11 protein-coding genes are annotated in these 13,263 nt (G+C 63.8%); 5 read left to right on the top strand and 6 right to left on the bottom strand.

From position 1 onward, the window contains the following. Window positions 1-87 precede the first annotated feature (87 nt). A complete protein-coding gene (locus tag B0G77_RS10150; protein ID WP_133662022.1) occupies window positions 88-1,401 on the bottom strand; it encodes a replication-associated recombination protein A in 1,314 nt (437 codons plus the stop codon). Window positions 1,402-1,659: 258 nt separating this feature from the next. Here B0G77_RS10150 and cytX point away from each other — a divergent pair, with 258 nt between their 5' ends. Beyond that, window positions 1,660-2,976 (top strand): putative hydroxymethylpyrimidine transporter CytX, encoded by a 1,317-nt coding sequence (gene cytX, locus B0G77_RS10145; protein ID WP_133662021.1) that lies wholly within the window; start codon window positions 1,660-1,662, stop codon window positions 2,974-2,976. An 81-nt stretch (window positions 2,977-3,057) separates the two neighbouring features. On the opposite strand, the gene speB is transcribed toward cytX, so the two are convergent. Continuing rightward, window positions 3,058-4,050 carry an agmatinase gene (speB, locus tag B0G77_RS10140; RefSeq protein ID WP_133662020.1) on the bottom strand — a complete coding sequence of 331 codons (993 nt, stop codon included), beginning with the start codon at window positions 4,048-4,050 and terminating at the stop codon, window positions 3,058-3,060. 174 nt (window positions 4,051-4,224) lie between these two features. On the opposite strand from speB, the gene B0G77_RS10135 reads away from it, so the two are divergent. Next, window positions 4,225-5,160: a LysR family transcriptional regulator gene (locus B0G77_RS10135; protein ID WP_133662019.1), complete on the top strand. Its 936-nt coding sequence runs from the start codon at window positions 4,225-4,227 to the stop codon at window positions 5,158-5,160. On the opposite strand, the gene lolA is transcribed toward B0G77_RS10135, so the two are convergent. Together lolA and B0G77_RS10125 are read right to left on the bottom strand one after the other, a co-directional pair. Continuing rightward, window positions 5,150-5,866, bottom strand: a complete 717-nt coding sequence (gene lolA / locus B0G77_RS10130; RefSeq protein WP_133662018.1) for an outer membrane lipoprotein chaperone LolA — start codon at window positions 5,864-5,866, stop codon at window positions 5,150-5,152. The two genes, B0G77_RS10135 and lolA, sit on opposite strands and share 11 nt — an antisense overlap. Window positions 5,867-5,938: 72 nt before the next feature. Next, window positions 5,939-8,254 carry a DNA translocase FtsK gene (locus B0G77_RS10125; RefSeq protein ID WP_133662017.1) on the bottom strand — a complete coding sequence of 772 codons (2,316 nt, stop codon included), beginning with the start codon at window positions 8,252-8,254 and terminating at the stop codon, window positions 5,939-5,941. Window positions 8,255-8,556: 302 nt separating this feature from the next. Here B0G77_RS10125 and trxB point away from each other — a divergent pair, with 302 nt between their 5' ends. The 3 genes from trxB to B0G77_RS10110 all read left to right on the top strand — a co-directional run bounded on the left by trxB (window position 8,557) and on the right by B0G77_RS10110 (window position 11,095). Then, window positions 8,557-9,555 carry a thioredoxin-disulfide reductase gene (gene trxB, locus B0G77_RS10120; RefSeq protein ID WP_133662016.1) on the top strand — a complete coding sequence of 333 codons (999 nt, stop codon included), beginning with the start codon at window positions 8,557-8,559 and terminating at the stop codon, window positions 9,553-9,555. A gap of 147 nt (window positions 9,556-9,702) precedes the next feature. Then, window positions 9,703-10,461: a Smr/MutS family protein gene (locus B0G77_RS10115; protein ID WP_133662015.1), complete on the top strand. Its 759-nt coding sequence runs from the start codon at window positions 9,703-9,705 to the stop codon at window positions 10,459-10,461. Between the two features lie 13 nt (window positions 10,462-10,474). Next, complete coding sequence (locus tag B0G77_RS10110; RefSeq protein ID WP_133664090.1) at window positions 10,475-11,095, top strand: trimeric intracellular cation channel family protein; 621 nt, start codon at window positions 10,475-10,477, stop codon at window positions 11,093-11,095. Window positions 11,096-11,182: 87 nt separating this feature from the next. Here the strand turns inward: B0G77_RS10110 and ugpC are convergent, their stop codons facing one another. Together ugpC and B0G77_RS10100 are read right to left on the bottom strand one after the other, a co-directional pair. After that, window positions 11,183-12,301: a sn-glycerol-3-phosphate ABC transporter ATP-binding protein UgpC gene (gene ugpC, locus B0G77_RS10105; protein WP_133662014.1), complete on the bottom strand. Its 1,119-nt coding sequence runs from the start codon at window positions 12,299-12,301 to the stop codon at window positions 11,183-11,185. A gap of 115 nt (window positions 12,302-12,416) precedes the next feature. After that, window positions 12,417-13,262 (bottom strand): carbohydrate ABC transporter permease, encoded by an 846-nt coding sequence (locus tag B0G77_RS10100; RefSeq protein ID WP_133664089.1) that lies wholly within the window; start codon window positions 13,260-13,262, stop codon window positions 12,417-12,419. Window position 13,263: the final 1 nt, after the last annotated feature.

Raw genomic sequence — 13,263 nt, 5'->3', positions numbered from 1 at the left:
GGTGTTCGTTGTATGAGGATGCGATTTTAGCGCACCGGCAGGTGGATCAACTCGCGCGTGGCGGCAATGCGGGCGTCGTGTGCATGCTCAGCTCTTCTTCGACCTGTTTTCGCCGCGCCATTGCGCATCGAGTTCGGCGAGACGCGTGAGCTTATCGGCGATCTTGCCTTCGAGCCCGCGCGGGGTCGGCTCGTACCAGTGCGGCTCGCGCATGCCGTCAGGCAAATAGGTCTCGCCCGCCGCGTACGCGTCGGGTTCATCGTGCGCATAGCGGTACTCGTGACCGTAGCCGAGTTCCTTCATCAGCTTCGTCGGCGCATTGCGCAGATGCACCGGCACCGCGCGCGACTGGTCCTTGCCGACGAAGCGCCGCGCCTCGTTATAGGCCATATAGCCCGCGTTCGACTTCGGCGCCACCGCCAGATAGATGATCGCCTGGGCAAGCGCCAGTTCGCCCTCCGGCGTGCCAAGCCGTTCGTAGGTTTCAGCTGCATCGAGTGCGATTCGCGCCGCGCGCGGATCGGCCAGACCGACGTCCTCCCACGCCATGCGCACGATGCGCCGCGCCAGATAACGCGGGTCCGCGCCGCCGTCGAGCATGCGGCAGAACCAGTACAACGCGCCGTCCGGGTTGCTGCCGCGCACCGACTTGTGCAGCGCGCTGATCTGGTCGTAAAACGCGTCGCCGCCCTTGTCGAAGCGGCGCAGGTTTTCTGCGAGTGCACTGCCGAGCAGCGCGCCGTCGATTCCCGTGGTCTTTTGCTGGGCAGCCGCGCGCGCGACGATCTCGAGGTTATTCAACAGCTTGCGGCCGTCGCCGTCGGCTGAGCCGATCAGCGCGTCGCGGGCATCGTCACTGAATGTGAGGCCGCCGAGCTCCTTTTGCGCGCGGTCGAGCAGTTCGCACTGCTCGTCGTTGTCGAGACTCTTCAGCACGTATACTGCGGCCCGCGACAGCAGCGCGCTATTCACCTCGAACGACGGATTTTCCGTCGTCGCGCCGACGAACACGAACAGCCCCGACTCGACGTGCGGCAGGAAAGCGTCCTGCTGGCTCTTGTTGAAGCGGTGCACTTCGTCGACGAACACGAGCGTCTGCCGCCCGCGCACGCGATGCATCTGCGCGGTCTCGACCGCCTCGCGAATGTCCTTGACGCCCGAGAGCACCGCCGACAGCGCGATGAATTCCGCGTGAAACGCATCGGCCATCAACCGCGCGAGCGTGGTCTTGCCGACGCCGGGTGGCCCCCAGAGGATCATCGAATGGGCTTCGCCAGATTCGAATGCGACGCGCAACGGCTTGTTCGGCCCGAGCAGATGTTTCTGGCCGATCACTTCGTCGATAGTGCGGGGCCGCAGGCGTTCTGCGAGCGGCACATTGGCACGGGGTTCTTCAAACATGGCGTTTTGGCGATAATCTCGGCTTTTCGGTGCAGCAAGGCGCATGCATGGACATTGGGCGAAAGGCGGTGCGAGGCCGGCATGCGCGCTGCGGCACGGTCCTGCATTATGACAGCCGCGCGCGAGTACGAGGCGGAACGGCGTGATGTTAGCCATCCGGCCTGGAGCGCAGTTGCCCGCGCGCGAGGCACAATGCGCTCAGTCCTGCACCGACCGATTAACCAGATAACGATCAGCAACGCTCAGGAACATCCTTCGATGGCAAACGATCCGCTCACCGGCGAAGCCGGTCCCACTTACGCACCGCTTACGCCGGTGCCCGACTCGCGCCGCGCGTTCCGTACCGGCGACGCCTTCGCGTTGTGGTTCTCACTTGGTATCGGCCTGCTGGTCGCGCAGGCCGGCGCGCTGCTCGTGCCTGGACTGTCGCTGCCGCAAGCCATGACGGCAATCGTCATCGGCACGGCGATCGGCGTCGTGCTGCTCGCGCTCGCGGGTGTGATCGGCACGGATACGGGGCTCGCCGCCATGTCGTCGCTGCGTCCTACCCTCGGGGTACGCGGCGCCTCGGTGCCGGCTGTGCTAAACGCGGTGCAACTGGTCGGCTGGGGCTCATTCGAAGTCATCGTGATGCGCGATTCCGCCGACGCATTGGCCAAACAGTCGTTCGGCCTCTCGATGCCCCTGGTGTGGACCGTGATCTTCGGCCTGCTGGCAACGCTGCTCGCGATCAGCGGTCCGCTTTCTTTCGTGCGGCGCTTCCTGCGCACATGGGGCATCTGGTTGCTGCTCGCCGGCGCCGCGTGGCTGTCGTGGAACCTGCTAGCCAGGCACGACCTCGGCGCGCTGATGCGGCGTCCGGGCACGGGCGAGATGTCCTTCGGCGGCGCAATCGACCTGGTGGTGGCGATGCCGCTGTCGTGGTTGCCACTGATCGCCGACTACACACGCTTCGGTCGCCGCCCAGGCGAGACGTTCCGCGGCACGCTGCTTGGCTACGGCATTGCAAACATCTGGTTCTACGGGCTTGGGGCCATCTACGGCCTTGCAGCCGGCGGCGGCGATGCGCTGCTGACCACGGCGCTCGCGCAGGCGGGCGGCGGACTCGCACTGCTGCTGGTTCTGATCGATGAAATCGACAATGCATTCGCCGATATTCACTCGGCCGCCGTGTCGACAGGCACGTTCTGGACACGCGGAAGTGTGCCGGTCCTGTCGCTCGCATTCGGTGCGTTGTGTACGCTCATCGCGCTGGCCGTGCCGATGGCGAAGTACCAGAACTTCCTGCTGCTGATCGGCTCGATATTCGCGCCGCTCTTTGGCGTCGTGCTCGTCGATCACTTCATTGTCCGCAAGCGCCGCATCGAAGCAGCCGTGCTCGGCGATCTGCGTGGCCGCTATGGCTTCTCGGGCGGCTGGCACGTGAGCGCGTTCACCGCGTGGGCGATCGGTATCGCGGCGTACCAGGTGATCAACCAATGGCTACCGAATCTCGGTGCCACACTGCCCGCACTCGCGATTGGCGCGCTGTGCTATCTCGCGTTCGTATCGGCACGGCGCGAAGCCTACGCGTAAATGACAAAGGCCCGCAATGCGGGCCTTTCTGGCGTCGTGACGAACGCAAACGCGATGGGATAAAGCGCCCGCCCGCAACGTTCAATGCGTTGCCGCCCGATACTCGACGCCCGGCAACACACACAGCAGTTCGTACGCGAGATTCGCGCCGAGCAGCGCGGTCGTCCCGAACGGATCGTACGGCGGCGCCACCTCGACCAGATCGCAGCCAACGATGTTCAGCCCATGTGCACCACGAATGATTTCCAGCGCCTGAGGCACAGTCAGTCCGGCGATTTCGGGCGTACCTGTCCCCGGAGCGAACGCCGGATCGATGCCGTCGATATCGAACGTGATGTACACCGGGCCGTCGCCCATCCGTTCCCGTACACGCGACATCAGCGGCGCCAGGGACTGGTTCCAGCACGCCTCCGCCTGCACTACCTCAAAGCCCTGGTCGCGGCACCAGTCGAAGTCTTCGGCGGCGTAGCCCGTGCCGCGCAGACCGATCTGCACGACGCGTGAGGTGTCCAGCAGCCCTTCTTCAACTGCGCGGCGAAACGGCGTGCCGTGCGCAATCTTCTCGCCCATCATGGTGTCGTTGACGTCCGCGTGCGCGTCCACATGAATCAGCCCGACCTTGCCATACTTGCGATGAATGGCGCGCAGGATCGGTAGCGCGATCGTGTGGTCGCCGCCCAGTGTGATCGGCTTCGTACCGTACTGAAGGATCTCGTCGTACGCCGTTTCGATGCGCGCAATCGAATCGAGCAGGTTATACGGATTGATCGCGACGTCGCCAATGTCGGCAACCCGAAGCGAATCGAACGGTGCGGCGCGCGTCGCCATGTTGTACGGGCGAAGCAGCACCGATTCGGAACGGATCTGGCGAGGACCGAAACGTGCGCCGGTACGGTTCGAGGTGCCCAGATCGAACGGCACGCCGACAAAGCACGCGTCCAGACCTTCTGCCGATGCGACGTACGGCAGGCGCATCATCGTCGTGATGCCGCCGCAGCGAGCCATTTCGTTGCCGGAAAGAGGTTGCGGCCGCTCGGCAGTGGCGTCCGGGAAAGCGAAGGAGGAAGGTTTCATCGTGGCTGGCCAATGAAGAAGAAGCGAGGAAATCCGGCGGCTTGGGGCAAACCCGATGCCACCTGAGCCGGTTGAATTTTCATTCTCGTGCATTTTTTCCAAAGATAAAATGCGAACAGATTAAACTTCACATCGATCCTCATCGATGTATCCGCTTCCACGTCCACCGACCCCATGTTTTCCCAGCTCACCGACCTCGACCTGCGGCTAATCCGCGTGTTCCTCGCGATCGTCGATGCAGGCGGCGTCACGCCCGCCCAGGCGACGCTCAACGTCGGCCAGTCGACAATCAGCACGCAGCTCGCGACGCTCGAAACGCGGCTCGGTTACAGGCTGTGCGAACGCGGCCGCAGCGGCTTCAGTCTGACGGCGCGCGGCGCGCAGTTCGTCGATGCCGCCCGCACGCTTCTGTCGGCGATCGATACGTTCGGGATGCAGGCGCGCAATGTCGGCAGAAAACTGGTGGGTACCCTTGGCATCGGCATGATCGGCCACACGCCGGTCGCCGCCAGCGCGCGGATCAGCGAGGCAATCCGGCGCTTTCGGACGCGCGACGAGTCGGTGCGCTTCTCGATTCTCGTGCGCTCGCCGGGAGAACTCGAAGAGCTGTTGCTGAGCGAGCGCATCCAGGTTGGCATCGGCTACTTCTGGCATCGGGTGCCATCGCTCGAATACACCGAGATCTTCGCCGAAGACCAGCTCGCTTACTGCGCAAAGGACCATCCGCTCTTCGCGCAGGCAGGCAACGTGACCCCCGCCGACGCCGCGCAGCACGAGTGGGCGTGGCGCAGCTATCCGTTGCCGGAGGCTGGCAGTTCGACCACGCCGCACAACGTGACCGCCGTTGCCGACAACATGGAGGCCGTCGCAATGCTCGTGCTGTCAGGCTGCCATCTCGGCTATCTGCCCGAACATTACGCGGCGCGGTATCTGAAGGAAGGTTTGCTCGCGGCGCTGAACCCGGAGCAGATGCGCTACCGCGTCGCGTTTCATATGGTCACGCGGGCGCGGCAGCACCGGACAGACATCGTCGAAGCATTCATCGACGACATGCAAGCCGCGCATTCATCACGCGGCGAGGAAGAAAGCCACACGCCGGTCAGCCGTTGATCACATCCGCGCCCTTCGGGACTGTGAACCTGAACTGATCTGCCGGAAGCGACGGATTCTTCTGGATGTTCGAGAAAGTCAGGAGCGTCACGTTGCCGAATACGTCGTGCAATTCCATTGCTTCGAGATTGCCGTCGCGAAAACCGATGCCGACGCGCTGGAACTGCGTGTCCTTCGACTTCGGCGTCAGTTCGAGCCAGTCGATGCCGTCCTTCATGCCCGCGTCGCGCAGCGTGAAGTTCTTTTCAAGGTCATTGCTGCCGAACAGGATCGCCGCCGGACTCGCGCCGAGCGCGCCGCCGAGCTTGCGTACCGTCACCTGGTTCAGATCCTTGTCATACACGTAGAGCTTGTCGCCGTCCGCCTGCAGCAGTTGCTGGTACGGCTTTTCGTACGACCAGATGAACTTGCCGGGCCGCGCGAACAGGAACGTGCCGCTCGAGGTGCCGCCGCTCGACATCGCCGGCATCGCGCCGCTCGCGCCCTGCGCGTCCTTCGGCGCCTTGATCTCGCGCTGCACGAAGGTACCGCGCGCTGCATGAACCTGCGCGACGAAGGCTTTCAGCTGTTCGGTGCCGCTCGCAAAAGCCTGCGACGCGAACAGAACCGACGCGCCGATTGCGACGCCGCCGATACCACGCACGACCGTGCGAACCAGTTGGCTCAAATGGCGGGGACGGGCACTCTGCCTGGCGTATTGCTGCATATCATTCTCCATACATGGAATCAGAGCCGACGGCGCCAGGCAGCGCGGTCGCGCCGCGGCGGTCTTTGGCGGTCAGTCGGCCTCGCGGACCGGCACGAGAATCTCGCGATTGCCGTTCGACGACATCGCGGAAACGATTCCTGATTGCTCCATCTGCTCGAGCAGCCGCGCAGCGCGGTTATAGCCGATGCGCAGATGCCGCTGCACCAGCGAGATCGACGCCCGACGGTTTTTGGTCACGATTTCGACCGCCTGATCGTAAAGAGGGTCCGACTCGCCACCGTCTGCGCCGGTTCCCGCGCCCCCTGCGGAGCCCTCGTCGCCTTCGCCTGCCAGGCCACCTTCGAGGATGCCCTCGATGTAGTTCGGTTCGCCCTGCTCCTTGAGTTTGTCGACGACGCGATGCACTTCCTCGTCAGACACGAACGCGCCGTGAACGCGCACGGGCAAACCGCTGCCGGGCGGCAAATACAGCATGTCGCCCATGCCGAGCAGCGATTCCGCACCCTGCTGGTCGAGAATCGTGCGCGAATCGATCTTGGACGACACCTGGAAGGCCATCCGCGTCGGCACGTTCGCCTTGATGAGGCCCGTGATCACGTCCACCGACGGCCGCTGCGTGGCGAGAATCAGGTGGATACCGGCGGCGCGCGCCTTCTGCGCAATCCGCGCGATCAGCTCCTCCACCTTCTTGCCGACCACCATCATCAGGTCCGCGAGTTCGTCGATCACGACGACGATGTTCGGCAGCCGCGTAAGCGGTTCCGCATCGTCCGGCGTCAGGCTGAACGGGTTCGGAATCTTTTCCTCGCGTTTGGCCGCTTCGTCGATCTTGTTGTTGTAGCCGCCGAGATTACGCACGCCGAGCTTGCTCATCAGCTTGTAGCGGCGCTCCATTTCGGCAACCGCCCAGTTCAGCGCATGACCAGCCTGGCGCATGTCGGTGACAACCGGGCACAGCAGATGAGGAATGCCTTCATAGACGCTCATTTCGAGCATCTTCGGATCGATCAGGATCATGCGGACCTGCTCGGCGCTCGCCTTGTACAGCAGCGACAGGATCATCGCGTTGATCCCGACCGACTTGCCCGAACCGGTCGTACCCGCGACCAGCAGGTGAGGCATCTTGGCCAGATCGGCGCAGACCGGCTTGCCGCCGATATCCTTGCCCAGGCCCATGGTGAGCGGCGAGGCAGCGTCGGCATAGACCGCCGAGCCGAGGATCTCCGACAGGCTCACGGTCTGGCGGCGCTGGTTCGGCAATTCGAGCGCCATGAAATTCTTGCCCGGAATGGTCTCCACCACCCGAATCGACACCAGCGACAGCGAGCGCGCCAGATCCTTCGCGAGGCCGACGATCTGGCTGCCCTTCACGCCGGTGGCCGGCTCGATCTCGTAGCGCGTGACAACCGGACCCGGATACGCGGCAACCACGCTCACTTCGACGCCGAAATCCTTCAGCTTCTTCTCGATCAGCCGGGAGGTGAATTCGAGCGTGTCGGCGGAAATGGTTTCCTGGGCGGCCGGCGCGGCATCGAGCAGCGAGATGGGCGGCAAGGTCGAATCGCCCGGCAAGTCGGTGAACAACGGCACCTGACGCTCTTTCTCGACGCGCTCCGATTTGGCCGGCGTGACCACGGGCGGCACGATCATGACCGGCTCGTGTTCCTCGATCCGCACGCGCCCCTGCTCGACCTTGCCTTCGCGTTTCACTGCAGCCGCTTCGCCGAGCTTGCGGTCGCGGCCGGCCTCGCGGCGCAGCCTGGCGAGCGTCACGGCAGAAATGATCGATTCACCCACGCGCTCGCATACCGACAGCCAGGAAAAGCGGAAATACAGCGACAACCCGATCGCAAGCGCGATCAGAAGCGCGAGCGTGCCCCCCGTGAAACCGAGCGCATGCGAAACACCGCGTGCAACCGCTTCGCCGATCACGCCACCGGGGGCGCGCGGCAACGGTACCTTCAGCGACCACATGCGAAGCGCCTCCAGGCCGTTGCTGGAAAGCAGGACGAGGACGAACGCGAACGCTTCTGCGATCCAGCTCGTGTCGCGCGGCGCATCTTCCGGCAGCGCCTCGTGGTGCGTGATGCGGCGGTAGTTGGCGGAGATTCGCCGCGCCAGCAGGACGACCCACCAGTACGCGGACAGGCCGAAGAGCAGCAGCAGGATGTCAGAAGTCCAGGCGCCGACGCGGCCCGCCCAGTTGGAAATGTGGTCAACCTGCGCAGCGTGGGTCCAGCTCGGATCGCGCCGGGTATAGCTGACGAGCGCCATCAACAGGAAGACGCCGAGCGCGACCTGCAAGATCCAGCGGATTTCGGTGAAGAGGCGAGACATGCGGTGTGGCAATGCCTGCGCGTTCGCGGAATAGGTAGCTTTTGCCATTGATCCTGTTGCGTGTGCGGCCCGGAACGGGGTGCGCGGCCGCCATTCGTTCGATCGAACCTATTGTAAACGCAGTGCCGCATCCAAGGCTGTAAATGACAGTAACCGTTGCCAGCCGGCCAGTTCCCCGTTTGCGCAGCCCCGCCGCCCGGCGGCCGGGGCTATCGCACCGATGATAAAGCTTCATGAAGCAGCGGCTGGCCCCCACCTTTATAATGTCGCCTTGATACCCATCTACTGCTTCGAAACAAGTCACCCGGCTTCGCACTGGCGAGGCAGACGCTTTTAAACGGATTTCGATCATGCCCGCACCCACGAAACACGCCAAGGTTCTGATTCTCGGTTCCGGCCCCGCCGGCTATACCGCCGCTGTCTACGCCGCGCGCGCCAACCTGTCGCCGGTGCTCGTCACGGGCCTCGCGCAGGGCGGCCAGCTGATGACCACGACCGACGTCGAAAACTGGCCGGCCGATGCGAGCGGCGTGCAGGGTCCGGAACTGATGCAGCGTTTTCTGGATCACGCCGAGCGCTTCAACACTGAGATCATCTTCGACCACATCCACACGGCGAAGCTGGACGAGAAGCCGATTCGCCTTGTCGGCGATTCAGCCGAATACACCTGCGATTCGCTGATCATCGCGACCGGTGCGTCGGCGCAGTACCTGGGCCTCGCGTCGGAAGAGGCGTTCATGGGCCGCGGCGTGTCCGCCTGCGCGACCTGCGACGGGTTCTTCTACAAGCAGCAGCACGTCGCCGTGGTCGGCGGCGGCAATACGGCTGTCGAAGAAGCGCTGTACCTCGCCGGCATCGCGAAGAAGGTGACGGTCATCCATCGCCGTGACAAGTTCCGCGCCGAGCCGATCCTGATCGACCGCTTGCTGGAGAAGGAAAAGGAAGGCGTTGTCGACATCAAATGGAACCATGTGCTTGACGAAGTGAAGGGTAACGACGGCGGCGTCAACGGCCTGCGCATCAAGCACACGAAGACCGGCGAAACCACCGATATCGACCTGCAGGGACTGTTCGTCGCGATCGGCCACAAGCCGAACACGGACATCTTCGAAGGCCAGCTGGAGATGAAGAACGGCTACATCATCACGAGCGGCGGTCTGAATGGCAACGCAACCGCCACGAGCGTGCCAGGCGTGTTCGCCGCCGGCGACGTGCAGGATCACGTGTATCGTCAGGCGGTCACGAGCGCCGGCACGGGCTGTATGGCCGCGCTCGACGCACAGCGCTACCTGGAAACCATCAACGATGGAATCGGCGAACACGTGATGAGCGCGGAAGCCGAGCGATAAAATAGCGACAGGGCGCTTCCCCGACGCATAGAAAGGGCCGCGGCCGCGAGGCAAGCGGCCCTTTTTGCATCCGGGCGCCCGGCGATCGCTCCCATCCGGAAGCCATCGCGCGACGATCCAACCGCAGCTGCAGCGCGACTTACCGTCATGCCGAAAAACCTGCCTCATCCAAGCGAACCTAAACGCGCGCGCACTGCCGCGCCTCGCCCCGCCGAGACGCCCAGCGCGCCAGCGAAGCCGTTGCCTGAACCCGCCGCGGGGCTCGCCTGCCTCGGCGCACTGCGCGACGCGCTGAAAGGCGAGGCGCAAAAGCTTGAGCGTCAGCGCGTCGCCGCCGTAGCGGCGCAACGCGAAGCCTCGGCCGACGCCGAACTGTTCCGCCGCGAGATCGGCAGTGTCGCGCCGCTTGTCGTGCCACCGCGCGCGACGCAGCCGCGCAACCCGCCCCCTCCGCTGCCTGTTCAGACGAAGCTCGACGAAGAGGCCGTCCTTCACGAGGCCATCTCGGACGAATTCGATCCGGAGATCCTGCTCGATACGGACGAAACGCTGTCGTATTGCCGCCCCGGCGTGAGCCACGAAGTGGTGCGCAAGCTGCGCCGCGGATCGTGGATCGTGCAGGCGCAACTCGATCTGCACGGCATGCGTCGCGAGGAAGCGCGCGAGGCGCTGGCCGAATTCATCCGCGAGTCAGTGAAGCGTGGGCTGCGCTGTCTGCGTGTGATCCACGGCAAGGGGCTCGGCTCGGTCGGCAAGGAGCCCGTCCTGAAGGGCAAGGTCCGCGCCTGGCTCGTGCAGAAAGAAGAAGTGATCGCGTTCTGTCAGGCACGTCCTCACGATGGCGGCGCCGGCGCCGTGCTCGTCCTGCTGCAGCCGGGCGCCGCGCCCGCCCAACCCAGACCCTGACGGAGCGCCGGTGATTCACCCAAGGCTCACGCTGGCGCTGACCATCATGGAAGCGCTGGCCATTTTTGCGTACGCGATCTCCGGCTTCATCGAGGCGCGCACGCGGCGCCTCGACGCGGTCGGCACATTCCTCGTCGCCATCGCGACGGCGTTCGGGGGTGGCACCGTACGCGATGTGCTGCTCGAACGGCGACCCTTCTACTGGGTTCAGCATCAGGACTACGTGATCGTGATCTTCGCGCTGTCGATCTTCGCGCCGATGTTGCTCAAAGCGATCTCGCGGGTGGTCTCAGAGCGCATGCTGCTGATCGCCGATGCGATCGGGCTCGGGCTCTTCAGCGTGTCCGGCACGTCGCTCGCGCTCGATGCGCAGATGCCGTGGTTCACGTCGGTGATGATGGGCGTGTTGACGGGCGTATTCGGCGGCGTCATTCGCGACGTGCTGTGCAACGAAGTGCCGCTGATCCTGCGCGATTCACGACCCTATGCCACGTGTGCGTTCGTGGGCTGCTGGATCTATCTGCTGCTCGATTACATCAACTTCGACACCATTTATAGCGTGCTGATCGGCACCGGCTTCATCCTTGTTGCACGGCTGGCCACCTACAAGCTGAACGTGCGACTGCCGCACTAGAAGCGTCACATGCAAAAAGACAGGCCCCGATGCGTTTCCGAACGCATCGGGGCCTGTCTTGCTTCTCGCGATAAACAGGCTTCGAGCTTAGGCGATCCGCTCTTCGTTCGCCGGATCGAACAACACCGCCTTCGACACATCGAACAGCAGTGTCATCGGTTGCGTCGGCTGCGGGTTGGACCCCGGGTGCACGCGGCTCACGATCCGTTTGCCATTGACCTGCGCGAACACCAGCGTGTCCGGCCCCGTCGGCTCGATCACGTCGACGTTCACTTCGATCGGCTGCAACTGGCCGCCTTCCATGTTGTGCGCATGGCGGGCGTCGGTGATGCGCTCCGGGCGCAGGCCGAGAATCACTTCACGGCCCACATGCGACTTCAGCTTCGCCGCGTCGAACGGCAGATTCAGCACGCTGCGCTTCGCTCCGGTATCGAGTTCGATGCCGGCGCCCGCGCCCTGCTCCACCAGCTTGCCCTGGATGAAGTTCATCGGCGGCGCGCCGATGAAGCCCGCGACAAACAGGTTCGACGGCGAATCGTAGATTTCCTGCGGGGCGCCGAACTGCTGCACGATACCGTCCTTCATCACCGCGATGCGGTCGCCAAGCGTCATCGCTTCGATCTGGTCGTGCGTCACGTAGACAATCGTCGTGCCGAGGCGTTGATGCAGCAGCTTGATTTCCGAGCGCATCTCGATACGCAGCTTGGCGTCGAGGTTCGACAGCGGTTCGTCGAACAGGAACATCACCGGATCACGCGCGAGCGCGCGGCCCATCGCCACGCGCTGACGTTGACCGCCCGACAGCTGGCCGGGCTTGCGGTCGAGCAGATGCTGGATCTGCAGGGTGTTCGATACGCGATCGACGATCTGCGTCTGTTCGGTCTTCGGCACCTTGCGGATGTTCAGACCGAACGAGATGTTCTCGCGCACCGTCATCGACGGATACAGCGCGTATGACTGGAACACCATGGCGATGTCGCGATCTTTCGGCGACAGGTTGTTCACCGTCTTGCCGTCGATCTGGATCTCGCCCTTCGTCACGGACTCGAGGCCGGCGATCATGTTGAGCAGCGTCGATTTCCCGCAGCCCGAGCCGCCCACGAGAATCAGGAACTGGCCGTCTTCGATGTCGATGTTGACACCCTTCAGGACCGGCACCCCGTTCGGGTAGGTCTTGTACACGTCACGGATGGAAAGGCTTGCCATGCTGTGATTCCTCTAGTCTCTGGTACTGCGTCTCTTGCGTCCCGCCGATGCCGGCCGGATGCCGTGTTCGGGCCGCCGGCGCATCGTGTGCGCGGGCGGCGTTCTTAAGTCTCGATCAGCCCTTCACCGCGCCCGCCGTCAGGCCACGCACGAAGTAGCGGCCGGCGACGATGTAGACGAGCAGCGTGGGCAGCGCGGCAATGATCGCGCCGGCCATGTCGACGTTGTATTCCTTCACGCCCGTCGACGTATTCACGAGGTTGTTCAGCGCCACTGTGATCGGCATCGAGTCGACTCCGGAGAACACGATACCGAACAGGAAGTCATTCCAGATCTGCGTGAACTGCCAGATCAGGCAGACCATGAAAATCGGCAGCGACACCGGCAGCAGGATCTTCGTGAAGATCGTGAAGAAGCCCGCACCGTCGATGCGCGCCGCCTTCACGAGCTCAGCCGGAACGCTCACGTAGAAGTTGCGGAAGAACATCGTCGTGAACGCGATGCCGTAGATGACGTGCACGACCACGAGGCCGGTAATGCTATTCGACAGACCCAGGATGCCTTCGAGGCGCGCCATCGGCAGCAGGATCGCCTGGAACGGAATGAAGCAGCCGACCAGCAGCATCGTGAAGATCGGATCGGCGCCGCGGAAGCGCCAGTGCGTGAGCACATAGCCGTTGAACGCACCAATGATCGACGAGATCAGCACGGCCGGAATCACCATCCGCACCGAGTTCATGAAGAACGGCTGCATGCCGTCGCAACGCACGCCGGTACACGCCCCGCTCCATGCCTTGATCCAGGGCGCAAAGGTCCAGGTGGTTGGCGGCGTCAGCAGGTTGCCCGTGCGCAGCTGGTCGATGTCCTTGAACGACGTCGACAGCATCACATACAACGGAAACAGGAAGTACAGCGCGAACAGAACCAGGGCCGCATAAATGACGGCACGGCTTAACGTCATC

This window comes from Paraburkholderia sp. BL10I2N1, from assembly GCF_004361815.1.
Lineage (GTDB): Bacteria > Pseudomonadota > Gammaproteobacteria > Burkholderiales > Burkholderiaceae > Paraburkholderia.
Note: the sequence above shows the minus strand (reverse complement) of the source record. Positions and strands in the feature narration are given on the sequence as shown.

Excerpts from the sequence above, each read along its gene's own strand:
- cytX (WP_133662021.1), top strand. The coding sequence starts at position 1,660 with ATGGCAAACGATCCGCTCACCGGCGAAGCCGGTCCCACTTACGCACCG.
- ugpC (WP_133662014.1), bottom strand. The coding sequence starts at position 12,301 with ATGGCAAGCCTTTCCATCCGTGACGTGTACAAGACCTACCCGAACGGG.
- lolA (WP_133662018.1), bottom strand. The coding sequence starts at position 5,866 with ATGCAGCAATACGCCAGGCAGAGTGCCCGTCCCCGCCATTTGAGCCAA.
- B0G77_RS10135 (WP_133662019.1), top strand. The coding sequence starts at position 4,225 with ATGTTTTCCCAGCTCACCGACCTCGACCTGCGGCTAATCCGCGTGTTC.
- B0G77_RS10100 (WP_133664089.1), bottom strand. The coding sequence starts at position 13,262 with ATGACGTTAAGCCGTGCCGTCATTTATGCGGCCCTGGTTCTGTTCGCG.
- trxB (WP_133662016.1), top strand. The coding sequence starts at position 8,557 with ATGCCCGCACCCACGAAACACGCCAAGGTTCTGATTCTCGGTTCCGGC.
- B0G77_RS10125 (WP_133662017.1), bottom strand. The coding sequence starts at position 8,254 with ATGGCAAAAGCTACCTATTCCGCGAACGCGCAGGCATTGCCACACCGC.
- speB (WP_133662020.1), bottom strand. The coding sequence starts at position 4,050 with ATGAAACCTTCCTCCTTCGCTTTCCCGGACGCCACTGCCGAGCGGCCG.
- B0G77_RS10115 (WP_133662015.1), top strand. The coding sequence starts at position 9,703 with ATGCCGAAAAACCTGCCTCATCCAAGCGAACCTAAACGCGCGCGCACT.
- B0G77_RS10150 (WP_133662022.1), bottom strand. The coding sequence starts at position 1,401 with ATGTTTGAAGAACCCCGTGCCAATGTGCCGCTCGCAGAACGCCTGCGG.